The organism is Acinetobacter sp. V116_7 (assembly GCF_056735735.1).
Window position 1 is genome coordinate 767,141 of the sequence record NZ_JBWZIF010000028.1, and the last position, 25,983, is coordinate 793,123.

General features: G+C 40.8%; 20 protein-coding genes. 10 read left to right on the top strand and 10 right to left on the bottom strand.

Features of this window, described 5'->3' with window-relative positions; all coding sequences use genetic code 11:
• The first annotated feature begins 8 nt into the window (after positions 1-8).
• Both AC1PJP_RS17620 and AC1PJP_RS17625 read left to right on the top strand, forming a co-directional pair.
• The gene (locus AC1PJP_RS17620; protein WP_416715665.1) at positions 9-2,000 is read left to right on the top strand and encodes an acetyl/propionyl/methylcrotonyl-CoA carboxylase subunit alpha; all 1,992 of its coding nucleotides are present in this window, start codon (positions 9-11) and stop codon (positions 1,998-2,000) included.
• Positions 1,997-2,899 (top strand): hydroxymethylglutaryl-CoA lyase, encoded by a 903-nt coding sequence (locus AC1PJP_RS17625; RefSeq protein ID WP_479767898.1) that lies wholly within the window; start codon positions 1,997-1,999, stop codon positions 2,897-2,899. The genes AC1PJP_RS17620 and AC1PJP_RS17625 overlap by 4 nt, the downstream gene beginning before the upstream one ends.
• 251 nt (positions 2,900-3,150) lie before the next feature.
• Here the strand turns inward: AC1PJP_RS17625 and AC1PJP_RS17630 are convergent, their stop codons facing one another.
• The gene (locus AC1PJP_RS17630; protein ID WP_005304208.1) at positions 3,151-4,092 is read right to left on the bottom strand and encodes a LysR family transcriptional regulator; all 942 of its coding nucleotides are present in this window, start codon (positions 4,090-4,092) and stop codon (positions 3,151-3,153) included.
• 204 nt (positions 4,093-4,296) lie between these two features.
• Here AC1PJP_RS17630 and AC1PJP_RS17635 point away from each other — a divergent pair, with 204 nt between their 5' ends.
• Positions 4,297-7,779 carry an indolepyruvate ferredoxin oxidoreductase family protein gene (locus AC1PJP_RS17635; RefSeq protein ID WP_479767900.1) on the top strand — a complete coding sequence of 1,161 codons (3,483 nt, stop codon included), beginning with the start codon at positions 4,297-4,299 and terminating at the stop codon, positions 7,777-7,779.
• Positions 7,780-7,852: 73 nt separating this feature from the next.
• On the opposite strand, the gene AC1PJP_RS17640 is transcribed toward AC1PJP_RS17635, so the two are convergent.
• Positions 7,853-8,656 (bottom strand): thioesterase family protein, encoded by an 804-nt coding sequence (locus AC1PJP_RS17640; protein ID WP_416661503.1) that lies wholly within the window; start codon positions 8,654-8,656, stop codon positions 7,853-7,855.
• A gap of 196 nt (positions 8,657-8,852) precedes the next feature.
• Complete coding sequence (locus AC1PJP_RS17645) at positions 8,853-10,655, bottom strand: acyl-CoA dehydrogenase C-terminal domain-containing protein (RefSeq protein ID WP_479767901.1); 1,803 nt, start codon at positions 10,653-10,655, stop codon at positions 8,853-8,855.
• Positions 10,656-10,959: 304 nt separating this feature from the next.
• Here AC1PJP_RS17645 and AC1PJP_RS17650 point away from each other — a divergent pair, with 304 nt between their 5' ends.
• Positions 10,960-11,409 carry a PaaI family thioesterase gene (locus AC1PJP_RS17650; protein WP_174741056.1) on the top strand — a complete coding sequence of 150 codons (450 nt, stop codon included), beginning with the start codon at positions 10,960-10,962 and terminating at the stop codon, positions 11,407-11,409.
• Between the two features lie 20 nt (positions 11,410-11,429).
• Here AC1PJP_RS17650 and AC1PJP_RS17655 read toward each other — a convergent pair whose 3' ends face one another.
• From AC1PJP_RS17655 to AC1PJP_RS17680, 6 genes are read right to left on the bottom strand one after another with little or no spacing between them, the layout of a single operon-like run.
• Positions 11,430-12,647 carry an MFS transporter gene (locus tag AC1PJP_RS17655; RefSeq protein WP_416661505.1) on the bottom strand — a complete coding sequence of 406 codons (1,218 nt, stop codon included), beginning with the start codon at positions 12,645-12,647 and terminating at the stop codon, positions 11,430-11,432.
• 18 nt (positions 12,648-12,665) lie between these two features.
• Positions 12,666-13,982, bottom strand: coding sequence for an outer membrane trimeric porin-like protein DcaP (gene dcaP / locus AC1PJP_RS17660; RefSeq protein WP_416661506.1), 1,317 nt, complete (start codon positions 13,980-13,982; stop codon positions 12,666-12,668).
• Positions 13,983-14,018: 36 nt separating this feature from the next.
• Positions 14,019-14,672, bottom strand: a complete 654-nt coding sequence (locus AC1PJP_RS17665) for a 3-oxoacid CoA-transferase subunit B (protein ID WP_016138550.1) — start codon at positions 14,670-14,672, stop codon at positions 14,019-14,021.
• Positions 14,672-15,340, bottom strand: coding sequence for a 3-oxoacid CoA-transferase subunit A (locus AC1PJP_RS17670; protein WP_272400606.1), 669 nt, complete (start codon positions 15,338-15,340; stop codon positions 14,672-14,674). Before AC1PJP_RS17670 ends, AC1PJP_RS17665 begins: the two co-directional genes overlap by 1 nt.
• Positions 15,341-15,387: 47 nt before the next feature.
• Entirely contained in the window at positions 15,388-16,671 is a 1,284-nt protein-coding gene (locus AC1PJP_RS17675) for an MFS transporter (protein WP_013198238.1), read from the bottom strand.
• A 57-nt stretch (positions 16,672-16,728) separates the two neighbouring features.
• Positions 16,729-17,883 (bottom strand): acyl-CoA dehydrogenase family protein, encoded by a 1,155-nt coding sequence (locus AC1PJP_RS17680; RefSeq protein WP_005304187.1) that lies wholly within the window; start codon positions 17,881-17,883, stop codon positions 16,729-16,731.
• A 312-nt stretch (positions 17,884-18,195) separates the two neighbouring features.
• Here AC1PJP_RS17680 and AC1PJP_RS17685 point away from each other — a divergent pair, with 312 nt between their 5' ends.
• The 6 genes from AC1PJP_RS17685 to AC1PJP_RS17710 all read left to right on the top strand — a co-directional run bounded on the left by AC1PJP_RS17685 (position 18,196) and on the right by AC1PJP_RS17710 (position 24,769).
• Positions 18,196-18,984, top strand: a complete 789-nt coding sequence (locus AC1PJP_RS17685; RefSeq protein ID WP_005304184.1) for an enoyl-CoA hydratase — start codon at positions 18,196-18,198, stop codon at positions 18,982-18,984.
• A 29-nt stretch (positions 18,985-19,013) separates the two neighbouring features.
• Positions 19,014-19,775 (top strand): SDR family oxidoreductase, encoded by a 762-nt coding sequence (locus AC1PJP_RS17690; RefSeq protein ID WP_440207106.1) that lies wholly within the window; start codon positions 19,014-19,016, stop codon positions 19,773-19,775.
• Positions 19,776-19,836: 61 nt separating this feature from the next.
• Complete coding sequence (locus tag AC1PJP_RS17695) at positions 19,837-21,360, top strand: 3-hydroxyacyl-CoA dehydrogenase (RefSeq protein ID WP_440207105.1); 1,524 nt, start codon at positions 19,837-19,839, stop codon at positions 21,358-21,360.
• A gap of 14 nt (positions 21,361-21,374) precedes the next feature.
• A complete protein-coding gene (locus AC1PJP_RS17700; protein WP_479767905.1) occupies positions 21,375-22,580 on the top strand; it encodes a 3-oxoadipyl-CoA thiolase in 1,206 nt (401 codons plus the stop codon).
• Between the two features lie 109 nt (positions 22,581-22,689).
• A complete protein-coding gene (locus AC1PJP_RS17705) occupies positions 22,690-23,532 on the top strand; it encodes an IclR family transcriptional regulator (RefSeq protein ID WP_009391028.1) in 843 nt (280 codons plus the stop codon).
• Positions 23,533-23,596: 64 nt separating this feature from the next.
• The gene (locus tag AC1PJP_RS17710; protein ID WP_479767907.1) at positions 23,597-24,769 is read left to right on the top strand and encodes an MFS transporter; all 1,173 of its coding nucleotides are present in this window, start codon (positions 23,597-23,599) and stop codon (positions 24,767-24,769) included.
• Between the two features lie 60 nt (positions 24,770-24,829).
• On the opposite strand, the gene AC1PJP_RS17715 is transcribed toward AC1PJP_RS17710, so the two are convergent.
• Positions 24,830-25,801: an NAD(P)H-dependent flavin oxidoreductase gene (locus tag AC1PJP_RS17715; RefSeq protein ID WP_479767909.1), complete on the bottom strand. Its 972-nt coding sequence runs from the start codon at positions 25,799-25,801 to the stop codon at positions 24,830-24,832.
• Positions 25,802-25,983: the final 182 nt, after the last annotated feature.

Here is a 25,983-nt window from a genome sequence, read left to right on the forward strand (position 1 = left end):
CGATCATCATGTTTGAAAAGATTTTAATTGCGAACCGTGGCGAAATTGCCTGCCGTGTAATTCGTACAGCTAAAAAATTAGGTATTGCAACGGTTGCTGTTTACTCAGATGCAGATGCAAATGCACAACATGTCAAACTTGCAGATGAAGCGGTTTATATTGGTCAGTCCCCTGCAACACAAAGTTATTTACAGGTTGATCGTATTATTCAAGCAGCGATCGATACGGGCAGCCAAGCGGTTCACCCAGGCTACGGCTTCCTTTCTGAAAATGACCAGTTTGCACTCGCTTGCCAACAACACAACATTTGCTTTATTGGGCCGCCAGTGGATGCCATTTTAGCGATGGGCTTAAAAGCGACCTCGAAAGCTTTAATGGAAAAAGCTGGTGTCCCTTTAACACCGGGTTATCACGGAACCAACCAAGATGCCGACTTTTTAAAACAACAGGCAGATCAAATTGGTTATCCAGTTTTAATTAAAGCCAGTGCCGGCGGTGGTGGTAAAGGCATGAGTCTGGTTGAACGCAGTGAAGATTTTCTACATGCCTTAGCCTCTTGTAAACGTGAAGCTAAATCGAGTTTTGGCAATGATGACGTCTTGATTGAGCGTTATGTGATTCAACCTCGCCATATTGAAGTTCAAGTGTTTGGTGACACACATGGCAACTATGTACATTTGTTTGAACGCGACTGTTCTGTACAACGCCGTCACCAAAAAGTACTAGAAGAAGCCCCTGCTCCACAAATGCCAAGCGAAAAGCTCGATGCAATGCGCCAAGCGGCAATTGATGCTGCGCGTGCGGTAAATTATGTTGGCGCAGGTACGGTTGAGTTTATTGTGGAACAAGACGGTACAGCGTATTTCATGGAAATGAATACGCGCTTACAAGTCGAACACCCTGTCACCGAAATGATTACAGGTGAAGACTTGGTTGAATGGCAACTTCGTGTGGCTTATGGTGAACCTTTACCTAAACTACAAAACGAATTGCAGATTCACGGGCATGCGCTCGAAGCACGTATTTACGCCGAAGAACCAGAAAAAGGCTTTTTACCTGCAATCGGTAAAATTGACTATTTGCACTATCCAACTCAAAACCAATATGTGCGTGTAGACAGTGGTATTGTTGAAGGTGATGAAATCACGACGTATTATGACCCAATGATTGCTAAACTCATTGTATGGGGTAAAAACCGTGAAGCTGCGCTCATTCAAATGCAGCATGCCTTAAGCCAATTCCATGTCGATGGTTTAGGCAACAATATTGCTTTTCTTGAAAAAATTGTTCGTAGCGAATCATTTAAACAAGCCAAGCTTGATACCAACCTGATTCAGCGTGAACAAAATTTCTTGTTTAGCCCTGAAGAGATCAAACCTGAACTTGTGGTAGCAGCGGCGTTTATTGAGTTTTTAAGCAAACTTAATAACAACAGCTCAAGCCAAAAACAGCTTTGGCAGGCTCAACCACTTTGGCGTTTAAATATTACTTATCAGCACAGTATTAAACTGAATTATTTAAACCAAAATATCCAAATCAAATTTGCCTCAAATGAAGATGGTTTCACCGCAGAATATAACGGTCAAAGCTACCCGATTTCTGGACAATTGATTGATGCGCATACGGCCTCTGTTCAAATTGCTGGGACTAAGCAAAAACTGTCTTTTAACCAAAGTCAGCAAGGCATTACCTTATTCCAAAATGGACAAAGCTATAAGTTTGCTTACATCCGTCAAGACTTTAACCAGGCAGATAGCCAAGCTGACGAAGGCCACCTGAAAGCACCAATGCCGGGTGTGGTCACGCAAGTACTGGTGAGTGCAAATCATAGCGTGAAGAAAGACGATATTTTAATGACGCTTGAAGCAATGAAAATGGAATATACCATTCGTGCGCCTAAAGACGGCTTGATTGTCGACTCCTACTTCCAAGTCGGTGATCAAGTCAAAGCTGGCGACGAGCTTGTGGAATTTCAGCCTGCGCAGGAGGAAGTTGCATGAGTGAGTTTGTCAAAATCGTGGAGGTCGGTCCCAGAGATGGCCTCCAAAACGAAAAACAGGCTTTAACCGTCGAACAACGCTTAAACTTTATTAATGACCTGATTAATGCAGGTCTAAAATCGATAGAAGTCGGTTCATGCGTTTCGGCAAAATGGGTACCGCAAATGGCTCAAAGTGACGAGCTATTTAAGCAATTACCACAAACAAGCGATGTGCAATTTAGTCTACTCACCCCCAATCTCAAAGGTTTTGAGACAGCTCAAGCGGTAGGATGCAAAGAGGTTGCGGTATTTACCGCAGCTTCTGAGAGTTTTACCCGTAAAAATATTAACTGCTCTATTGACGAAAGCTTTGAGAAATTTAGCGATGTCATGAGTGCAGCAAAAACACATAACATCCGTGTACGTGGTTATGTCTCTTGTATTGTGGATTGTCCCTATGAAGGCGCAATTGCCCCTGAGCAAGTCGTAAAAGTTGTTAAACGACTCTATGACATGGGCTGCTACGAAGTATCTTTAGGTGAAACCATTGGCACAGCAACACCAGATCGCGTTCAAAAAGTTTGGCAAGCCTGCCTTGCTGAACTCGATAGTAAGGTTTTAGCTGGACATTTCCACAACACCTACGGCATGGCAATTGCCAATATTTATCAGTCTTTACAGCAAGGCATTCGTGTTTTTGACTCGTCTCTTGCAGGACTCGGTGGTTGCCCTTATGCCAAAGGTGCTTCGGGTAATGTATCGACCGAAGATCTGTTTTATTTGCTGTCGCACATGGGGTTTGAAACTGGCATTGATTTAGAGAAACTCATGCAAGCCAGCCAAAATATTAGCAATGTATTAAATCGAAAAAGCTTGTCGAATTATGCAAATGCTTATTGGCAAACCAAGTGTGCCTAATCATAAATTAAAATAGCTCAGCATCTGGTATAAAGCTGAATATTAGGCCGAGTACCAGATCATCCTATCTCATCTTTATCTCATTTCATCTAGAAATTGGGCCTAAATCTCTCATGCAATTTATTTAAAATCTATTATTTATCTCTGTATTAAATGCCTCTCTCAACAGAAGCATTCTCTACCCTATTTTTATTCTAATCCGTATTATTCTTTATCCTTTTTCAATTATAGTCCTTAAAAAATTTATCTTATTATTTATAAAAATAAGATGCATCCATTTCAATTCTTGGCGAAATATATTCTTCGACCCAATCTAACCATGCACGCGTTTTAGCATCAATAAAATGGCGTGAAGGCAATAAGGTATAAACCCCTATATCGGGCGAACGCCACTCTGGCAAGATATGACATAATCTTCCATTCTGAACTGCATCTAAAGCCGAAAACATCGGCAATAACGCCACGCCCATATCTTGTTGCACCACATCCAACAATAATTCAGGGTTATCTGCAATGAGTTGCCCGCCAGTATCAATTTGGTAAGACTCACCTTTTGCATTTAATAAGTGCCAATCTGGTGTAATAGATGGGTTTACTAAGCGTAAACAGGCATGGTTTTTTAAATCTTCTGGGGACTTCGGCACACCATGTTTTTCGAGATAAGCAGGTGAAGCACATAAAACAGAAAAAATAGTGCCAATTCTGCGTGCGACAAAACGAGAATCTGTTAATGATTCAGTGAGATAAAGACTGACATCGACCCCTTTTGCCAATAGATCTGGAACGTACTGTGAAGTCGTATATTCCACTGTTAATTCGGGATAATGCTTACAAAACTCGGCCATCACTGGAAAAACATAATGATGCCCAAAGCTTCCCATGCTTAATACGCGTAAACGCCCTTTGGGTTTAGATGCCGTTCCTGTGACTTCTGATTCTGCTTCATCCACCATTGAAATGACTTGGCGACAGCGCTCTGCATAAGTCGCACCAATATCGGTCAGTGCCTGCTGGCGCGTTGAGCGTTGTATTAATTTTGTACCTAAGCGTGTTTCTAGCTCGCTGATAAGACGTGAAACCTGTGCTGTGGTCAGATCCATCTGCTCAGCTGCTGCTGTGAAACTCCCGCTATCAATCACTTTCAGGAATGCATGCATTGCATGCAATAGTCCACCATCGAGATTTTTGCGCATAACGTAAATATGTTTTCCTAAATTACGGATTGTTGCACCAGTTTAGTTCAACCACAATGACTAAATGTACATACATTGGCACTAATTCTTTTTAAGAAGAGGAACCGATCTTTTTTTATTTCGTATGTCACTTGCTCCAAATATTCAACTGGATGTTGAAAAAAGAAAGTAGTCCGAGCTACTAAAAATTCTAAGGAGATATAAATGAATATAGCTACAAAAGTCACTCCAAATATTATTGCAACAAAGGATGTGTCACTTGAAGATAAATATGTAAGTGATAACGGTACAGCATATATGACTGGCATTCAGGCACTTGTTCGGTTGCCTCTTGCCCAAACTCGCCGTGACGCGATCAATGGTTATCATACTGCTGGTTTTATTTCTGGTTATCGCGGTTCTCCTGTTGGTAACTATGATAGTTTCCTTTGGCAAGTTCAAGGATTACTTAAATCCCATAATGTTGTATTTCAACCTGGTGTAAACGAAGACTTAGCTGCTACCGCAATTTGGGGTACGCAACAAGTTAACCTTTCAGGCCAAGGCAAATATGATGGAGTGTCTTCATGGTGGTATGGTAAAGGCCCGGGTGTTGACCGTTCAGGCGATGTACTCCGCCATGCTAACTTAGCTGGTACCTCTGAACGTGGTGGTGTCGTTGCTTTATTTGGTGATGACCACTCATGTAAATCTTCTACAATCCCTCACCAGTCTGAACATGTCATGATTGGTTGCGGTATTCCAATTTTCTACCCAACATCCGTTCAACAAATTTTAGACTTTGGTGTTCACGCCATTGCAGTTTCACGTTTTTCTGGCCTTTGGTCTTCAATGAAGCTGGTTAGTGAAATTGTAGAAACTTCTGCTTCTGTACATGTTGACCTAGACCGTGTTACTCCGGTTATACCAGAAGATGTCAATTTCCCAGAGGGTGGCGTCAATATTCGTTGGCCAGATCATGGCATTCAGCAAGAAGAACGCCTTTATAAATATCGCTTACCTGCTGTTTTGGCTTATGCCCGCGCGAATAAAATCAACACCGTTACATGGCCTTGTGAAAATGCCCGTATTGGTATTGCCGCAAGTGGTAAAGGTTATTTAGATACGATTGAAGCCTTACGCATTTTAGGTATTGAAGATGAAACTGCCCAACAACTTGGGCTACGTGTTTATCAAGTTGGTCTGATTTGGCCTTTAGAACCACAAGGTGTTCGTGAGTTTGCCGAAGGTTTACAAGAACTGATCGTTATTGAAGAAAAACGTCCAATTATTGAAACACAAATTAAAGATGAGCTGTACTCACTGCCTGATGGCAAACGCCCACATGTGATTGGTAAAGCAACTGATGGCAAAGGTGAATGGAGTACCTCTATTGAAGAAGCACCGCTCATCGGTCACTATGAGTACCAGCCTGAACCTATTGCAAAAATGCTGGCTGCTCGCTTCTTAAAACTCGATATTCCAGAAAGCTTAAAAACACAAATCCAAAGCAGAATCGACTTACTGCTAAAAGCAGAGCAAGAATCAAAACGTGTTATTGATCTTGCTGAACGTAAACCGTATTTCTGTAGTGGTTGCCCACATAACTCTTCAACAGTCGTTCCTGAAGGTAGCCGTGCATTAGGCGGTATCGGTTGTCACTATATTGCAGTTTCACTTGACCGTGGTACCGAAACATTCTCGCAAATGGGCGGTGAAGGTGTAAGTTGGGTGGGTGCATCACCATTTACCAATGAAAAACATATTTTTGCGAACCTTGGTGACGGAACTTACTTCCACTCTGGTTACTTAGCAATCCGTCAGTCCATCGCTGCAAAAACTAATATTACCTATAAAATCCTCTACAACGATGCCGTCGCTATGACAGGCGGTCAGCATGTAGATGGTCATTTGAGCGTTGCACAGTTAACTCGTCAGCTCGCTGCTGAAGGTATTAAAAAACAAGTCATCGTGACTGATGAAGTTAAATTATTAAATGAAGAAGACGGCATTGCACCAGGTGTAGAAATTCGCCACCGTAATGAGCTCGACGCAGTTCAACGCGAGCTTCGCGAGGTTTCTGGCGTAACCGCTTTAATTTATGTACAAACCTGTGCCAGTGAAAAACGCCGTCGCCGTAAACGTGATGCCTACCCTGATCCAGCTGAGCGTTTATACATTAATAGTGATATCTGTGAAGGCTGTGGCGACTGCTCGAAAAAATCAAACTGCTTATCTATTGAGCCAGTAGAGACAGCTTTAGGTACTAAACGTCAAATTAACCAAAGTAGCTGCAATAAAGACTTCACTTGTGCCGAAGGGTTCTGCCCTAGTTTTGTGACTGTTCATACACGTGATATGAAACGTCCGGCTAAATTTGAAGGTATTGGTGCAGGCTGGCCGACATCACCAGTTATTCCTCAGTTATATGATGTTCCAAGTCGTATTATGGTCGGTGGTATTGGTGGTACAGGCGTTGTGACTATTGGTGCACTGCTTGGTATGGCGGCTCACCTCGAAGGTAAAGCTACCCGTGTGATGGACATGGCTGGACTTGCGCAAAAAGGCGGTACAGTTTATTCATACGTACAACTTGCAGCAACTGATGAACAAATTTCTTCTACCAAAATTCCAGCGGGCCAATGTGAATTACTGATTGGTGCCGATGCGGTAGTTGCTGGTGGTAGTGCTGCTCTATCTCGCTTAAAAGATGATGCTTTGGTTATTGTGAATGAAGACAGTACCCCTACTTCTGAGTTTATTAAATCTCGTGACTGGTATGCACCTATTAGCGATTTAGTTGATCGTCTTCGTGGTCGTGTTCGTCAAGGTCAACTGGTTTCTCTGCCAGCAGCTCGCATTGCAACACAACTCTTAGGTGATTCAATTTATACCAACCAGTTATTACTCGGTATGGCTTGGCAATCTGGTCGTATTCCGCTATTACGTGAAAGTATTGAAAAAGCAATTCGCTTAAATGGTACTGCTGTTGAAAAGAACCTAGAAGCTTTCCGTGTGGGTTGCCATCTTGCAAGTGACCCAACTTTAGCTGCACGCTTAGTTGCGGCAATGCCAAAAACCAAAACTCCACAAACTTTGACTGAACTTATTGAAGACCGTTCTGCCCGTCTAACAGACTATTGGAATGAAGCTTACGCAACTAAATACCGTACGCTTGTAGAATTAGCTGCTAAAAAGTTACCAGAAGAGTTAACAGGTACGATTGCAACTCAGCTTTATAGAGTCATGGCGTATAAAGATGAATATGAAGTTGCACGTCTTTTAACAGGTAAGAGCTTCAAAGAATCGATTGAAACCCAGTTCGGTAAAGGCTTACGTTTAACCTATCATCTTGCTCCTCCAGTGTTACTTGGTGGCCTGAAAAATGTTCGTAAGCGTGCGTTTGGTTACTGGATGCGCTTCCCAATGATGATGCTTGCGCGCTTACAATGGCTTCGTGAAACTTTCCTTGACCCATTTGCACGTCAAGAAGAACGTCAACACGAACAAGCATGGCGTGACCGTTACATCACATTTGTTGAAGCACTTGTTGAAGCACCAGACAATCATAACTTGGCAGTTGCTGAGCAAATTGCAAAATTACCAGCAGAAGTTCGTGGTTATGGGCACATCAAAATGAAAGCAATGGACGCTGCAAAACAGCGTTGGGATGAACTTACACCAACACTCATTAAAGTTCGTAGCTAAGAAATTGCTTAAAATTTAAATCTCGAAATAAAAAAGTCATCCTTAGGGATGACTTTTTTATTGGCTCAAAAATTTACTTAGCCATTTTACGTAAAGTTAAAATCTGTTCGCTTCGCCCAAATGGACCATACACATCATGTAAAACCGCACTGGTTAAACCAATACCATCTGAGCCATATTGCTGAACAGTTTCCAGACCTAACCATTTACCTTTCGGATAACGGTGCATGTGAATCTGTAAATCAAGATTTGGGAAGCCCCAAGTAAATTCGCCTTCTTGTCTAGGCACAATCCCGTTTGCTGTATCTATCATGCCAATCAAATGGCCAAAATCTGTCGTCGGCTGCCCTTCAACCATTTCTTTATCATTATTGAGCCAAACAATGCCTTTACCTGCGCGATGCTGATCACCAGTTTTAGTGACTAGCGTTTGAATAAAACCACCCGGCCATCTTTTCATACCTGTCCATTCTGTAAAGGTATCTGGATGATGAACTGGTTGATCTTCAAGTCCAGCAATATCGGAACTGTCTTGAGTGCACATTCGCCAAGCTCTAGCCACAATGCAGGTTTTACCTTGTGCTTGCATTTCAGCTTCAATCAATTCAATGGTTTTACCGGCACGAATCACATGTGTCTTAATCGTAAATTCACCAAATGCAATCAATCCAAAAATATCAAAACTAATTCGACCAATTCGCATATCTTGTCGTGGTGAAAATTGCTCTAACTCTGCTGCGATTACGCCACTTGCAGGTGCCATGTGCTGTTCATGAGGGTTCCAAGCCCCTTGTGCATGAACAGTTGAGCAATAATGGGCAATAACTTCGCCTTGAGGACCAATTGTTCTATTCAGTAATTGATAATAAGCATTCATGATTTTCTTTCCGTAGTCCTTATCCAACATCTATATTTGATGAAAATTCACGTTTTAATGCTTATGTTAACCCTCTATTTATTTGGCTCAACTGGTTTTTCCTACCAAAAACTCATGAGTCTAAAATTACAAATTTAATCACTAGGTAAAATTCCGCATTTCAATTTCACCTAGTGATCTTAAAAATGCCTATTCACTAAAATGCGAAAGCATCTTGGTCAAGTTCCATCACAGATTCAGCGCCAGACTCAATAGAAGCAGCATGGCTCTGTGTACGATGTAAAAGTTTTTGATAGAAAAACTTAGCTGTCGTTAACTTTGCTTTATAAAAAGCTTCTTCTTGTGTACCCAATTCTAATTTTTCATGGGCAACTTGTGCCATTCGAGCCCACAAATAAGCGAACACAACGTAACTAGAAAAATAGAGATAATCTACTGAAGCGGCCCCTATTTCTTCTGGGTTGTGCTTGGCTTTCTCTGCAATCGTTTTGGTCAGTGACAACCATTGTTGCTTAAGCTCAGCTAATTTTTCTAAATAAGGTTTTAAGACTTCATTTGTTTGCTGTTGATTAATAAATTGATCAATTAGATCGATCATATTTTTTAGAAGTTTGCCTTCCGATTTGAGGACTTTACGTGCAAGTAGATCTAAAGACTGGATTTCGGTCGTTCCCTCATACAATGTCGAGATACGTGCATCACGTACAATTTGCTCCATGCCATGCTCAACAATAAAGCCGTGGCCGCCAAATACTTGAACGCCATGCTTTGCAGATTCATTGCCTGATTCTGTTAAAAAAGCCTTAGCGATTGGTGTTAGAAAAGCCAGTAATTCATCGGAGTGTTTTTGCTGTTCCTGATCGTTTGAGCTTTCGACAATATCGACATGCTGAGCCAGAAAGTAAGCCAGTGCACGACCACCTTCGGAAAAAGCTTTTTGTGTCATTAACATTGAACGTACAGCAGGATGCACAATAATTGGATCGGCATTTTTCTCAGGATATTGAGGACCTGATAACGATCGCATAGCAAGACGCTCTTTGGCATAACTTAATGCGCCTTGAAATGAAATTTCAGAAGCAGCGAGCCCTTGTACTGCCGTTCCAATACGTGCGGTATTCATGAAGGTAAACATACAATTGAGCCCGCGATTTTCCGGACCAATCAAATAGCCTTGAGCACCATCAAAATTAAGTACACAAGTGGCATTTCCATGGATCCCCGTTTTATATTCAATCGCGCTACAAACGACGTTATTACGGTCCAGTACCTGACCGTCGTCACTCACATTAAATTTTGGAACAATAAATAAAGAAATACCTTTAGTCCCTGCGGGTGCCTGAGGTAAACGGGCTAAAACAATATGAATAATATTTTCAGAAAGATCATGCTCACCTGCCGAGATAAAAATCTTTTCACCCGTAATTGAGTAACTACCGTCCGGATTTGGCTCTGCTTTTGTTCTAATTAACCCAAGGTCTGAGCCTGCATGTGATTCGGTTAAACACATGGTTCCCGTCCAGACACCACTAATAAGTTTAGTCAAAAACTTCTGTTTTTGTTGCTCAGTGCCATGATGCTCAATTGTTCTCATTGCCCCATGAGACAAGCCTGGATACATTGCCCAAGCCCAATTAGAACCACATAACATCTCTGAAATGGCAATTCGCAATAAGGTCGGTAAGCCTTGTCCACCATATTCTGGGTCAGCAGTTAATGAGGTAAAACCTAGCTCAGCATATTTTTGGTAGGCTTCTTTAAAACCTTTCGGCGTTGTGACTACGCCTTGATTTAAATGGCACCCTTCCTGATCGCCATTTTGGTTAATCGGTGCCAATTCATTTTCACAAAAATCTGCTGCTGCCTCTAAGTATTGATCAATTAATTCTCGATTTACGCTTTCCTGATATTTACTTAAACCTTGATAGTTCTGTTCTGTTTGAAGCATTTCATGCAGTACAAATTGCATATCGCGTAATGGAGCTTTGTATAAAGGCATAGTTTTTTCCTTTCACCTCTCTGCCTGTGTTATGGGCAGATATCGTTTTTCCTTAAAATGGACTTTTATTGTTTCAATCTCATCAAAATATCAAAAAATTTCTTATAGCAAAATATATTTTCACTAATTTAATAAAATTACCGTAACTTAGCTATAGGAATAAAATATAGACATATGTTTTAAATACAAATATAAGATAAAAAGTTATTAATCTCGTTTTAAGTAGAATAAATTTATATTTTGTATTGCAAAATTTTATTCCGTAAAAATTCAATTTATAGTATGGTGATTAGACTGCTTAATCATCCAAGGACGATTTATGGAAAGCCCGAAATACACAGGTCTTGAGTTTTTAACCGCTTTAAAAAATGGTGAAGTTTCACCATCACCTATGGCTCACACCATACCAATGGAACTCGTTGAAGTTTCCGAAGGTAAAGCAACTTATAAAGTTACCCCTCGCAAAGAACATAGAAATATTCAAGGCGGTGTACACGGCGGCTTTTGCGCTACAGCTTTAGATACAGCAACGGGCAGTGCAGCTCACACGTTACTTGAACATGGCGTTGGCTATGGAACCATTGATTTAAATGTAAAAATGATACGCCCCATGCAGGTTGATACGTCTTACTATGCGACAGCCAAATTGATTAATGCGGGCCGTAATATTATTAGTACCGAAGGAAAAATCGTGGATGAGAACGGCAAAGTGTATGCTTTTGCCTCGGCAACCTTAATGATTATTCGCAAATAAAAAAATATTGAAGCTCCTGTTTATGGAGCTTTTTCTTGCCTTGCAATTTTGTTCATTTCATAAAAATCTAAGCGATCAATCATAAAACTTAATATTGCCATCGCCAAACCTAAAGCGGCACATGCTTCCCACCCCCAATGTTTCCACGCATACACCGCAATAAAAGAACCTAAGGCGGCTCCACCAAAATATAAAGTCATATAAATTGAATTAATACGAGAACGCGCCTCGGCCGAAATGCGGTAGACCAGATTTTGGTTGAGTACATGAAATGCTGATAAACCGAAGTACGCCATAATCACACCAACAGCATAGGCCACCAAAGACTGCTGGGCAAAAAATAGTGGTATCCATGCACTTATTAATAAGCCCATACAAATCACTGCAATTTTATTCTCAAGCCCTGCCGCAATTTTTTTACCTGCCCAAGGGGTCGCAAACACACCTGCCAGTCCAACAATCCCAAATAAACCAATCTGGAAATCGTTAAAGTGATAAGGCTCATTCGCCAAAATAAAAGTCATGGTGGTAAAAATAAGAGCCAAAATTCCAAAGCCAATTCCACCAGCAAAACCACGGCGTAATAAATGCGGCTGGTGAGCTGCTAATGAAAATAATGAACCATAAATCTGTAGAATATTGAGTTGGTGGGATTTGCGCGCAACTGGTAACTTCACCCACATTACCCATGCAAACACCAAAATGACGATTCCACTAATTAAATAAACCGCATGCCAAGACCAAACTGTAGAAAGCAAGCCTGCAATAGAACGCGCCAATAATATTCCCAAAAACAAACCACTCATGAGAGTGCCTACAACTTGAGGGCTTTTTTTTGGGCTAGCTAGACCTGCAGCGAAAGGAACTAAAACTTGAGTTGCAATCGAAAAGAATGTGGCTAAAAAGGTAAAGCCATATAAAGCTGGCAAGGTTTGACTTAAGGATAACCCTACTTGTGCAAGCCCCGTACAACACATGAGCAAGCAAATATAACTGCGCTTTTCAAAAAAGTCGCCTAGGGGAACTAATATAAAAAGGCCAACTGCATATGACAGTTGGCTAATCACAATAGTTAAAGCAACTTGATCGGCATTAACTTTTAATGCTTCAGCAATCGAATAGATTAAGGGCTGGTTATAATAGTTTGAACCCGCACAAATTCCACATGTCATTGCCATGATAAAAATAAAGCTTTTTGACAGTATATTTTCTGCATTGGGCTCAACTATTTTTTCCATTTTTAACTACGTCCCATTTTAGAATTTATACATCGATACAAAGTTTACGCGTGATACATCAGCGGTTCTACCATCAAACACTTCTCGTTTGCCTTGATGATATTCCATACCAATATCCATTTGCTCAATCGGTGAATAAAAGACGTTAGCTGCGTAGTCCGTTAGACGTTTGTTGGCATCTGGATTAAGTTTGGCATAAGCCGTGTCATCATCATAATCAAACATTGAAGCTGATAAGTTTGCACGCCATTGCTCATTGAATTTATATGAATAACCAATATTGATGCTATTCAACTTATTCATAACCAAATCTGTTTTGTCTTCGTTTAAAGAGAAATCACCCGCGGCATTTAAACTTGCTGAATTTGCCAAACCACTTTGGGTGGTATACGGCATAAATTTTTGATCGCCGACAATATATTGATAATTTGCTTGTACCGACTGCTGAGGGGTGAGTTGATATTTTAAGCCGCCTCCAGCACCCCAGCTTACTTTCTTAACCGTGGCAGTTGCGACATCTGCGGATTTTTCATTAATAAACCCTTGAGCAAGTGCCGTTAAAGGCCCTTGTTTAAAGCTATAGCGACCCGTTAGAGTTGGAAATGCAGAGACTCTCGAACCTGTATATTCCAAGGCTACTTTTAAATCATTATTGGCATCAATTTTCCAGTCATAGCGAATTTGAGGGGTACGTGTATAAGAAGTTCCAACAAATTGGGTGTAATCGACAGCTTCTGTACGCGTTTCCATGTTTGACATGAGTGACCATGTTTGACCAAAGGTCCAATCCTTATAAGTGAAAAATGCATGACGAATACGGAATTTACCATCTCCCGTTCCCATGTTAGAGCTATCAAAGAAATCGGCTTCAATATTTCCAGTCACAGCTTTATTAGGGCTATTAAAATAAACACCTAATCGGCTTGCATTAATCATGGCATCGGAACGTGCATGGTTTGAACGTTTCTCACTTTCAAAAGGTGTTCGGTACAAACTGCTGGTCGTTCTACCACCCGAATCAGGCGATGATTTAAAATCAACCGCCGCATCAATACGAGCAATACCGTAAACCTTCACGTTATCCGTCCAAGTGACCCACGAAGGAGCAACAGGCTTTTCTGTTACAGTCGCTTTAGTTTTTTCAATGTTCTCTTCGATCTTTACCTGTTTGACCTGTAAATTATTTTGAGTTTGTTTCTGAGCAGCAAGTTCTGCTTTTAATTTTTGCAGCTCGGTTTCTAGCAAATTGATTCTTTGTTCTGTCGTATCTGAAGAATTTGCAAAAATAGTCCCTGAAGCCGCAGCGCAAGCTGCAGCTAAAATTAATTTTTTCATCTTTTAATCCTTAAAGAAGCGTTTTTCCGTGTGTATTTAGGCTACACGTGCATCAATTAGTTCACAGTCAGTGACCGCTTGTAATTCATCAAAACTAAGACCTTCCACCATTTCTGTGACATAAGCTTTTTGGTCTTTGAGTTCAATAATGCATAAATCGGTATAAATACGGTTTACACATTGCTCACCCGTCATTGGATAGCTCAGTTCTTTTACAATTTTGGACTCACCTTTTTTAGTAACATGTTCCATATAGACATAAATCGTTTTTGCGCCGACCGCCAAATCCATAGCACCGCCGACTGCTGGTACATCATCTGCTTTACCAGTATGCCAGTTTGCCAAATCTCCATTTACAGCAACTTGGAATGCACCAATTACGCAAATGTCCAGATGGCCGCCACGCATAATGTCAAACGAATCACCATGATGCATAAAGCATCCACCGTCTAACAAAGTCACAAGCTCTTTTCCAGCATTAACCAAATCTTGATCTTCCTCACCAGGTTGTGGGGGTGGCCCAAAAGCCAAGACACCATTTTCTGAATGTAAAAAGATTTCTTTGTCTTTGGGCAAAAATTTAGCAACGTTGGTCGGTAAGCCAATACCTAAATTGACATAAGAACCTTCTGGAATGTCATTGGCAATGAGCTTGGCAATATCTTCACGAGAACGCTTTTGAACTGACATTAGATATCTCCTACTTTTACAACGTGCTGAACAAAAATTCCCGGTGTAATAATGCACTCTGGGTCAAGCGTTCCTAGCTCTACGGTGTCATTCACTTGAACAATCGTGGTCTTGGCGGCTTTTGCCATAATTGGTCCAAAATTGCGGGCCGCTTTGCGGTAAGTTAAATTGCCCCAGCGGTCGGCTTTATCGGCATAAATGAGTGCAAAATCAGCTTCAAGTGGGTATTCAAGCACATAGTTTTTACCGTTAATGGTGCGGGTTTCTTTACCCTCGGCAACTTTGGTGCCATAACCAGTCGGAGTAAAAATAGCGCCTAAGCCTGCGCCAGCAGCCTGAATACGACATGCCAAATTACCTTGCGGAATCAGTTCCAACTCAATTTTTCCCGCTCTATATAAGTCTTGAAAAACAGTTGATCCAGCAGATTTCGGAAATGAACAAATCATTTTTTTAACGCAACCCGCAATAATCAGATTTGTTAAACCACGATCACCAGAAGCTGCATTGTTATTTACAATGGTAAGTTCTTTTTTTCCTAAATCGATTAAGGCTTCAATTAATTCAGCAGGTTGCCCTGTCACACCGAACCCGCCTGTCATGATGGTTGCTCCATCAGGAATAGCTTTTAAAATCGGTTCAATGTCACTGGTGATTTTATTTATCATCTCACTTGTCCCTTTTCATCCTTAATTTAAGGTGACAGATTGATCTGTCACTCTGCCTTTTGCGGGTTAAATAGTCGGTCTTTAATAAATAACAATGGAATTACCCCGCAGATAAAATAAGCCGCAGCCATCACCAAAAGCCCTAAGCCAATAGAACCGTTCTGCGATAGAAAACCAATTGTTAATGGAGAGAAAATAGAAAGTACTTTGCCAATGTTATAAGCTCCACCCACTGCCGAACCTCGAATTGAAGTCGGGAAACTTTCCGTCATATAGGTAGCATTAATTGCGTATGGAATACCGTAAAGGAAACCGAAGAACAGCATCATCCATAAAATGTTGGTTGGTGTATTTAAATAGACAATCACTGGAATAAATAAGGCTGTACCAATGGTTCCGAAAGCGAATACAGCGCGGCGCCCTAATTTGTCGGCAACGATCCCTGCAATTACTTTGGCAAACATCATAATTAGGAAAGTACCGACCATATACATGGCCATTTCTTTAAATTTGATGCCAAGATCAGACTCTAAATAAGCTGGTAACCAGTTACTTACGCCGTAATAACCAAACTGCAATGCACCTGTACTAATAATCCAAAGAACAAACATGGTGCCGTGTTTCTTATCTCTTAAAATTTCAAGATATGGGTTTTGACGTTTTTTAGGTTGGTTACTTTGAGCGACTTCTAACGCTTTTAATTGACGTGCTTTTTTCCAAGACTCAGGTTCAGGTACACAAAAGTGCATTAAAATTGACAACACCACAGGCGTAATCGCAATCCAGTATAGGAAACGCCAGCCGTGTTCAGGAATAATATGTCCTGCTAATAAGGTCGCTAGCAAGGAACCTAAGGTATAACCCGTCATAAGGGTAGCCAAAACAGTCGAGCGATGTTTGGTTGGCACCATTTCTGACATTAAAATATTACAAGCAATATAGAGTGCACCTAAACCCATCGCTCCAAAAGTTCTTAAAACTGCAAATTGCATATAAGAATCAGTAAAACCCAGTGCGCTGGTTAAAACTGAAGAATAAGCAATAAAGAACACGATAATGCGGACCCGCCCAAAACGGTCACAAGCCCAACCACCAATCAGGCCACCAATTGCTGAACCTAAAAGTGTTAAACTGCCTAATGTTCCAGCTTGCACACCCGTTAAATGAAATTCTGTTTTAAGACTGGTCAGGCTTAACGCCAAAAAACCTAAGTCTGCCCCATCACACAACAATGTTAAAAAAGCGAATATAAATGCGGTAATCCAAATCTTTTTTGGTGTCTGGATAGCTTCACTGCTAGCCGTATTTTGTGCAACTGTTTCTGTTGTCATGTCCATATCCTCAGAAGGAACATGAGGCATCCAATGCCTCATGGCATTTGTTTTTTATTAGGTAGTAGCTTCCCTAATCATGTTTTTGGCAATAATAATTTGTTGAACTTGCGTGGTTCCTTCATATAAACGGAACAAACGCACATCGCGATAAAAGCGCTCAATGGCATATTCACTGATATAACCCGCTCCACCGTGAATCTGTACACAGCGGTCAGCAACGCGTCCGCACATTTCAGTTGCAAACATTTTTGCGCAAGACGCTTCTGTACTAATGTTTTCGCCATTATCACGGCGGCGAGCTGCATCTAAAACCATACATTTAGCTGCATAAATCTCGGCCTTTGAGTCAGCAAGCATCGCTTGAATCAACTGGAAGTTTGCAATAGGCTGACCAAACTGTTTACGCTCAATCGCATAGTGCAATGCGTCGTTTAACATGCGTTCGGCAACACCCACGCTATAGGCACCAATGTGCAAACGCCCTTTATCAAGCACTTTCATGGCCGTTTTAAAACCGACACCTTCTACGCCACCAATCAATGCAGAAGCAGGCACACGGCAATTTTCAAAAATCACATCACAGGTGTGCGAACCCTTTTGCCCCATTTTTTGGTCAATTTTGCCTAACGTAATACCCGGTGTATTGGCCTCAACTAAAAAAGCTGAAATGCCACCAGACCCTTTAATTTCAGGATTAGTTCGAGCCATTACGGTAAAAGTTGCAGCATGAGGTGCATTGGTAATAAAACGTTTGGTGCCGTTTAATACATAAAAATCACCATCTTTTACGGCACTGGTTTTTAAAGAAGCCGCATCAGAACCAGATTCAGGCTCGGTTAAACAAAATGAACCAATAATTTCGCCACTCGCATAACGCGGTAAATATTTTTGCTTTTGCTCTTCTGTGCCATCGATCAAAATTGCACTTGAGCCAATACCGTTATTAGTACCAATTAAAGAACGGAAAGCCGGTGAAGTTTGTCCAAGTTCAAATGCAACTCTGACTTCTTCTTCCATGGTGATGCCTAGGCCGCCATATTCTTCGGGAATTGTGAGGCCGAACAAACCAAGCTCACGCATTTGCTGCACAATGTCATCTGGAATTTTGTCTTTCTCTACCACTTCGTTTTCACGAGGGATTAATTCATTTTTTACAAAATCTCGAATTGTTGAAAGTAACTGCTCCAACATCCCTTCATCACGGATCATCTGTGATCTCCCTTTTTATGTATTTCCATCGTACCCATCAGCCATCTCCAGCTTGTCTGGATACCATGTTTTAAATCTTGTTTACTGCGGATGTGTTTCATAGTACGAGAACGAAAATACAAATTTCAAGCTTTTTTTGAAAATTAATTTCGTTAAACGAAATTTAAAAAATTACCATTACGTAATATCAATTACTTAGCTTATTTAATAAATCATAATTGCTCTAATGGACTAAATAAGACTTGAAATAAATTCCAAAATAAGCATCATAAAAGGAATATAGTTTTGATGTGCGAAACAAGGAATTCAAAAATGAGTGTATCAATAGGGAATAATTTCGTAGAAGTCGACTTTTCTATTCAAAAAATAGCGGTTGTTAAAATTAACCGACCTGAAGCAAAAAATGCACTGAATACAGAGGTTCGCAAACAACTAGCACAAGCTTTTACCGAATTAAGTTTTAACGATGAGATCAATGCGGTTGTACTCACAGGTGGTGAAGAAGTCTTTGCCGCAGGTGCAGATTTAAAAGAAATGGCAACCGCAACTTCTACAGAAATGTTATTGCGTCATACGGAACGTTACTGGAACGCGATTGCTCAGTGCCCTAAACCTGTGATTGCTGCAGTAAATGGTTATGCATTGGGTGGTGGCTGTGAACTTGCAATGCATGCTGACATTATTATTGCAGGTAAAGGCGCAACCTTTGGTCAACCGGAAATTAAAGTCGGTTTAATGCCGGGTGCTGGCGGTACACAACGTTTGTTCCGTGCTGTGGGTAAATTTCATGCCATGCGCATGATTATGACGGGTGCCATGGTGAAAGCCGAAGAAGCTTATACCATCGGTCTTGTTTCACAAGTCACAGAAGATGACCAAACTATTCCAACTGCGATTCAAATGGCGCAAAGCCTTGCAAAAATGCCTCCTATTGCCCTGCAACAAATTAAAGAAGTTGCCTTAATGAGCGAAGACGTTCCATTAAATGCAGGCTTAACGTTAGAACGAAAAGCATTCCAGTTACTGTTTTCTACCGAAGATAAAAATGAAGGCGTTCAAGCTTTTATTGAAAAACGTAAACCGTCTTATCAAGGTAAATAACTCAAAACGATAATAACAAAGGAATGAATATGACCAGAAAAGTATTAATTAGTGCAGGTGGTTCAGGGATTGGACGATGCATTGCTGAAGCATTTTTAAACAATCATGATGAAGTTTTTGTTTGCGATATTAATGCTAAAAGCCTAGAACAGTTTCAGAAAGATTATCCAAAGCTGCATATACATGCCTGTGATTTGGCTGACCATGAACAAATTAAACTCATGTTTAGCCAAGCAATTTCGAAACTTGGCGGTATTGATATTTTAGTCAATAACACAGGCATTTCAGGCCCGACCGTTGCAGCAGATGAGCTAAGTTTTGAAGACTGGAATACAGTTATTAATTTAAACCTGAATAGTACTTTTTTAATTACCCAGTTAGCCATTCCCTATTTAAGGAAAACACAGGCAGGCGTAATTATTAATATGTCGTCTATTGCCGGACGCTTAGGCTATCCATACCGATTAGCCTATTCCACCTCAAAATGGGGACTGATCGGTTTTACCAAAACGCTTTCTATGGAACTCGGTGCAGATAACATTCGAGTTAACGCTATTCTTCCGGGTGCGGTAGATGGTGATCGGGTTCAACGCGTATTACAGGCCCGCGCCGATGTAGCAAATACCTCACTTGAAGAAGTGACTCAAAATGCGCTGAAAAATCAGTCGCTCAAATATTTTGTCAATCCAAAGCATATTGCAGATTTATGCCTGTTTTTAGCATCAGACAGTGGTCGCTCAATTTCAGGTCAAATCTTACCGATTGATGGTGATAAACAATGCTTAAGCTAAATCACCAAACCCTATTTTTCCGTTTAATTTCAAATATTGATTAATCATCAGGATGATCGACATGACTTATGATATTAAAAGCATGGCTGTGATTGGTGTCGGTATTATGGGCAGCGGTATTGCTCAAATTGCTGCGCAGTCAGGTCATACCACTTATTTATATGATGCCAAAGCAGGTGCAGCGGAACAGGCTAAAGAAAAACTGGCTGCTACATTTCAAAAGTTAGTCGACAAAAATAAAATTACACCTAAGCAAGCAGCAGTGGCAAATAACCATTTAGTTGTTGCTCATCAAATTGAAGATTTAAAAAATTGCGACCTGATTGTAGAAGCAATTGTTGAACGCCTCGATATCAAACAAAGCTTGATGCAGCAGCTTGAAGACGTTGTTTCAGAAAATGCCATTTTAGCCTCGAACACCTCTTCTCTGTCTATTACAGCCATTGCAGCAAACTGCAAAAAACCTGAACGTGTTGTGGGCTATCATTTCTTTAACCCAGTTCCACTTATGAAAGTGGTCGAAGTCATTCGTGGCTTAAAAACTGATCCACTTATTATTGATGCCTTAAATGATCTGTCTCGTGCATTTGGTCATCGCCCTGTTGTAGCGAAGGACACCCCTGGATTTATTATTAATCACGCGGGCCGAGCTTATGGAACCGAAGCACTCAAAATTTTAAATGAAAATGTCTGCGATATTAGTGAAATTGACCGAATTTTACGTGACGGCGTTGGTTTTAGAATGGGTCCTTTTGAATTACTCGATTTAACTGGTCTTGATGTTTCTCATCCAGTCATGGAGTCGATTTATCATCAGTACTATGAAGAAGCTCGCTACAAACCGAACCCGCTGACCAAACAAATGCTAGATGCCAAGCAACTTGGACGTAAGGTTAATCAAGGTTTTTATAACTATGAAACCGGTTCAAAAACAGGCGAACAACCTGCCAAGTTTGTAGAACGTTTAGCGCAATATCCCAAAGTTTGGATTGCTGCAGATTTTCCTGAAGATAAAAAACTGCTCGAAGATTATTTAACTCAGCAAAATATTGCCTTAGACACTCATCCTGAACCACAAACAGATAGCTTATGTTTACTTGCTTGTTATGGTGAAGATACAACTCAAGCGGCTACTCGCCTTGGGGTTAACCCTGAACAAGCTGTTGCTATAGACATGCTTTATGGCATTGCAAAGCATCGAACCTTAATGCCTTCACTCATTACCAAACCTGAATATCGTCAGGCTGCTCACTCTATTTTCAATCTAGATGGAAATTTGGTGAGTATGATTAATGAAAGTATTGGCTTTGTTGCGCAGCGCGTTTTAGCCATGGTCATTAATTTAGGCTGTGATATTGCCCAGCAAAATGTTGCCACGGTAGATGATATTAATGCCGCAGTACGTCTTGGCTTAGGCTATCCATTTGGTCCAATTGAATGGGGCGATCAAGTCGGTAGCAAAAAAATCTTACTCATTCTGAACCGTATAACAGCACTTACGCATGACCCGCGTTATCGCCCTAGCCCATGGTTACAGCGTCGTGTCGCACTTCATTTACCTCTTACTTTTACTCACGAGTCTTGAAAAGGAATTTCTCAATGTTAAATGCATATATCTATGGTGGTTTACGTAGTCCATTTGGCCGTCATGCAGGTGAACTTGCCTCAATTCGCCCTGATGATTTAGCCGCAACTGTCATCCAAAAACTACTAGAAAAAACTGGTGTTCCGGGCGCGGATATTGAAGATGTGATTTTAGGCGACACCAACCAAGCCGGTGAAGACAGTCGTAATGTGGCGAGGAATGCTCTATTACTTGCGGGATTACCAGTCACTGTGCCAGGCCAAACAGTAAACCGCTTATGTGCTAGTGGGTTAGGTGCTGTGATTGACTCAGCACGTGCAATTACGTGTGGTGAAGGCGAACTGTATATTGCAGGTGGTGTAGAAAGTATGTCACGTGCACCCTTTGTGATGGGTAAAGCAGAAAGTGCTTATAGCCGTGATGCAAAAATTTATGACACCACAATTGGCTCTCGTTTTCCAAATAAAAAAATTATTGCTCAGTACGGCGGACATTCAATGCCTGAAACAGGCGATAACGTTGCAGCCGATTTTGGTATTAGTCGTGAGCAAGCAGACTTATTTGCAGCCCAATCACAAGCCAAATATCAAAAAGCCAAAGAAGAAGGTTTCTTTGCCGATGAAATTACCCCAATTGAGGTTTTCCAAGGCAAAAAATTACCTCCTAAACTCGTTTCTGAAGATGAACACCCTCGCCCAAGCTCAACTGTTGAAGCACTTACAAAGTTAAAACCACTCTTTGAAGGTGGCGTGGTCACTGCTGGTAATGCCTCAGGTATTAATGATGGTGCAGCAGCACTCTTGATTGGTTCAGAAGCAGCAGGTCAAAAATATGGCCTAAAACCAATGGCAAAAATCTTGTCAGCCGCCGCCGCCGGTATTGAGCCACGCATTATGGGTGCAGGCCCGATCGAAGCCATTAAAAAAGCAGTTGCGCGCGCGGGGCTTACTTTAGATGACATGGATATTATTGAAATTAATGAAGCCTTTGCTTCACAGGTTTTATCTTGTTTAAAAGGTTTAAATATTGATTTTAATGACCCACGCGTAAATCCAAACGGTGGTGCGATTGCGGTTGGTCATCCACTTGGTGCCTCTGGCGCTCGGCTTAGCTTAACAGTAGCCCGTGAGTTAATTCGCCGTAAAAAGAAATATGCAGTGGTGAGCTTATGTATTGGTGTAGGTCAAGGTCTTGCGATGGTGATTGAAAACGTTTCATAACCATTGATCCAGATATCCATTCATCACAACAGCGCAGTGATGAATGGATTTATTTTGCATAGCGAAATATAATGGCAAAACTATTGCTTTAATTATATTTGAGGATCGAATGTCTCAAAACACGGAAACTGAAAAACCAATAAATTTTGATGAGATACGTTTAGATCCTATTTCGCATATACATCGGGAAAATAACCCGCAATTTATTGCTTCTTTAGCGCGCGGTTTAGAACTTTTAAGATGCTTTTCTGCAAATAATCAGGTGCTTGGTAACCAAGAATTAGCAAAAATGACAGGTTTACCTAAACCGACTATTGCACGTATTACCAATACCCTTGTGTCTTTAGGTTATTTAAAACAATTGCCTAACTCAACCAAATACACATTAGACATTGGTGTTTTATCTTTAGGATATGCAGCATTATCTAATATCTCAATTCGTAATATTGCTCATCAATATATGGAAGAGTTGAGTCAGTATGTTCAGGCCCCTGTGGCGATGGCAACACGTGACCGATTAAATATGGTGTATATCGATGTTGTGCAAATTGAAACTGCATTAAATATGCGCCGTCCAATTGGTTCGACTTTACCACTGCATAGCAGTTCTATGGGACGAGCATGCTTGGCTGCGACCCCTGAACGTGAGCGCAACTTTCTACTTGATGCGTTGAAACAAAAGAATCCAGAAAACTGGCCAGCCATAAAACGTTCTTTAGAACGAGCTTTCCGTGATTATCAAGATTATGGATATTGTTTGTCTTTAGGCGAGTGGCATAAAGAAGTGAACTCAGTGGCTGTACCTTTGGTTAGCTCTAAACACGGTCTTTATGTTTTTAACTGTGGTGCGCCAAGTTTTCATTTAAATCCAGAAAAACTTGAAGGTGAAATTGGACCACGTTTAATCCACATGGTGCACAATATTCAAGATGCCTTGAATGAAACGCACTAATAACCATACTTAAAACAGTCATGGTTGTGTTGATTAAAGTTCCACTTTCATTATGACTATAGGCATGATGAAAAACGCACTCTATACCCCAACCATTATTTTAATGGCAATTGCAGCAGGCATTTGTACAGGCGGAAATTATTTTAGTCAGCCACTTATTCATTCAATTAGTGTAAGCCTAAATTTAACTGAAACGACTACAGCGTGGGTGCCGACTCTAGCCCAAATCACCTACGCATGTGGCTTACTCTTCTTAATGCCATTAGGGGACATAATAGAAAAGCGCAAACTACTATTTATCTTTATGTTATTGGCTTCAAGTGGATTAATTATTAGCGGTTTTTCACACAATATTTATCTTTTACTGCTTGGCACCGTCATTACTGGTCTATTTTCAAGTTCAGCTCAACTGTTATTACCCCTTGCTGCAAGTCTGGTTCCGATTCAACAAAGCGGCCGTGTGGTTGGCTTTTTACTGAGCGGCCTGATAATGGGTGTTTTACTCGCCCGTTCCCTTTCAGGGCTGATGTCTACACTTTTTGCTTGGAATATTATTTATCTGGTCAGTGGTTTTCTATTACTTGTTATTGCCTTTATTTTGCATCGTAATATCGGGTTATTCCCACCGACTAAATCTGAAAACTATGTAAAAACTATTCGCTCTCTTCCACAGATTTTTATTCAAAATCGACGGTTAAGAACCAGAACTTATATTGGTGGTTTTACATTTGCATGTGTGAGTTTAACCTTTACCACCATGTCGTTGCTTCTGGCTCCGGCACCCTATTTTTTTAGCGACTTTACCATTGGCCTTTTCGGTTTTGTTGGCGTGTTAGGAACGTTCGTTGCCAATTTTTCAGGTAAATTTATTGACCAAGGCTATATCCATAAAATTTCGATTTTTTGTGGCATTGGGCTTATTTTAAGTTGGGTTCTGTTTTCACTTTTACCCTACCATTTCGCTTTTTACATTATTGCTTTACTCATTCTTTATGCTTCTCTTTCTGCTGTACATGTCACCAACCAAAGTATTGTATTTAAACTTAATCAAGAATTACGCTCACGGTTTAATGCGATTTATATGACTGGTTACTTTGCTGGCGGCGCTTTAGGCACAACGGCAGGAAGCTACGCTTGGAAACACTTCGGATGGACAGGTGTCTGCATTTTAGGCTTAATTTTTGCCGCTTTATGTCTTTATTATTGTGTGAGTGATGCAAAAGATCAGCACAATTAAAACTTGTGCTGATCTTATATAAAGTATGCTAATAATTAATTATAGGGGCTAGGATAAATCCTATAAAAGTCCTAATAAACGTCCACGAATAATGTCTTCTGCATCTCTAACAATTCGATTAACCAGTTCATCGCATGTCGGAATATCATGAATCAAGCTTGCGACTAAACCGCATGACCATGCGCCCGCATTGACATCGCCATCAATCATGACTTTTGGATAAACGCCAGCCACTTCTTCAATAATATCTTCAAATTTAATGTTATCGCCTAGCGCTTTTTCTTTTGCTACGATTTTTTCTACGGCCGCATTATTCATGACACGTTCTGTGTTTCGCAAAGCACGCATAATTAACCGCGTATCTCGTTCGGTTGCATTCAAAATCGCCTGTTTCACATTTGCATGTACGGGAGCTTCCTGAGTTGCAATAAAACGCGTTCCCATGTTAATTCCATCGGCTCCCATCGCTAATGCAGCAGCGAGTGAGCGTCCGTCTGCCATTCCACCTGAAGCAACAAACGGAATTTCTAATGCATCGGCTGCTAAAGGCAATAAAATCATATTTGGCACGTCATCCTCACCAGGATGCCCACCACACTCGAAACCATCTACAGAAACCGCATCACATCCAATTTGTTGCGCTTTTAAGCTATGTCGAACCGAAGTACATTTGTGAATTACTTTAATACCAGCAGCCTTTAAATATGGCATCACCTGTTCAGGATTACGCCCTGCTGTTTCTACAACCTTGGCTCCACCTTTAATAATTGCCTCTACAAAACCCGGATAATCAGGAGTATTTACCGTAGGCAGAAAGGTTAAATTTACCCCAAAAGGCTTGTCGGTCATTTCTCGGCAACGTGCAATTTCTTTTGCCAGATTTTCAGGTGTACGCTGAGTTAAGCCAGTAATAATGCCTAACCCGCCCGCATTAGAAACCGCAGCAGCCAGCTCTGCAAAACCAACATAATGCATACCACCTTGAATAATTGGATGCTCGATTTCAAATAATTCTGTAATTTTGGTCTTCATATTCTTTCCACTCACCGTTCTATAACTAGCTTCTCATTTCCTTAGCAGAGCTAGATGCTTATTTACGCATAAATCCTACCGTCATTTAAAGTGATTTAAGGTAAAAATTCCACAATACAAAATTTTATACCACAATATAAAACAAAATAATTGATGACGGAATTATTTTTCGATAGCATCAT

Excerpts from the sequence above, each read along its gene's own strand:
- AC1PJP_RS17620 (WP_416715665.1), top strand. The coding sequence starts at position 9 with ATGTTTGAAAAGATTTTAATTGCGAACCGTGGCGAAATTGCCTGCCGT.
- AC1PJP_RS17625 (WP_479767898.1), top strand. The coding sequence starts at position 1,997 with ATGAGTGAGTTTGTCAAAATCGTGGAGGTCGGTCCCAGAGATGGCCTC.
- AC1PJP_RS17630 (WP_005304208.1), bottom strand. The coding sequence starts at position 4,092 with ATGCGCAAAAATCTCGATGGTGGACTATTGCATGCAATGCATGCATTC.
- AC1PJP_RS17635 (WP_479767900.1), top strand. The coding sequence starts at position 4,297 with ATGAATATAGCTACAAAAGTCACTCCAAATATTATTGCAACAAAGGAT.
- AC1PJP_RS17640 (WP_416661503.1), bottom strand. The coding sequence starts at position 8,656 with ATGAATGCTTATTATCAATTACTGAATAGAACAATTGGTCCTCAAGGC.
- AC1PJP_RS17645 (WP_479767901.1), bottom strand. The coding sequence starts at position 10,655 with ATGCCTTTATACAAAGCTCCATTACGCGATATGCAATTTGTACTGCAT.
- AC1PJP_RS17655 (WP_416661505.1), bottom strand. The coding sequence starts at position 12,647 with ATGGAAAAAATAGTTGAGCCCAATGCAGAAAATATACTGTCAAAAAGC.
- dcaP (WP_416661506.1), bottom strand. The coding sequence starts at position 13,982 with ATGAAAAAATTAATTTTAGCTGCAGCTTGCGCTGCGGCTTCAGGGACT.
- AC1PJP_RS17665 (WP_016138550.1), bottom strand. The coding sequence starts at position 14,672 with ATGTCAGTTCAAAAGCGTTCTCGTGAAGATATTGCCAAGCTCATTGCC.
- AC1PJP_RS17670 (WP_272400606.1), bottom strand. The coding sequence starts at position 15,340 with ATGATAAATAAAATCACCAGTGACATTGAACCGATTTTAAAAGCTATT.
- AC1PJP_RS17675 (WP_013198238.1), bottom strand. The coding sequence starts at position 16,671 with ATGACAACAGAAACAGTTGCACAAAATACGGCTAGCAGTGAAGCTATC.
- AC1PJP_RS17680 (WP_005304187.1), bottom strand. The coding sequence starts at position 17,883 with ATGATCCGTGATGAAGGGATGTTGGAGCAGTTACTTTCAACAATTCGA.
- AC1PJP_RS17685 (WP_005304184.1), top strand. The coding sequence starts at position 18,196 with ATGAGTGTATCAATAGGGAATAATTTCGTAGAAGTCGACTTTTCTATT.
- AC1PJP_RS17690 (WP_440207106.1), top strand. The coding sequence starts at position 19,014 with ATGACCAGAAAAGTATTAATTAGTGCAGGTGGTTCAGGGATTGGACGA.
- AC1PJP_RS17695 (WP_440207105.1), top strand. The coding sequence starts at position 19,837 with ATGACTTATGATATTAAAAGCATGGCTGTGATTGGTGTCGGTATTATG.
- AC1PJP_RS17700 (WP_479767905.1), top strand. The coding sequence starts at position 21,375 with ATGTTAAATGCATATATCTATGGTGGTTTACGTAGTCCATTTGGCCGT.
- AC1PJP_RS17705 (WP_009391028.1), top strand. The coding sequence starts at position 22,690 with ATGTCTCAAAACACGGAAACTGAAAAACCAATAAATTTTGATGAGATA.
- AC1PJP_RS17710 (WP_479767907.1), top strand. The coding sequence starts at position 23,597 with ATGATGAAAAACGCACTCTATACCCCAACCATTATTTTAATGGCAATT.
- AC1PJP_RS17715 (WP_479767909.1), bottom strand. The coding sequence starts at position 25,801 with ATGAAGACCAAAATTACAGAATTATTTGAAATCGAGCATCCAATTATT.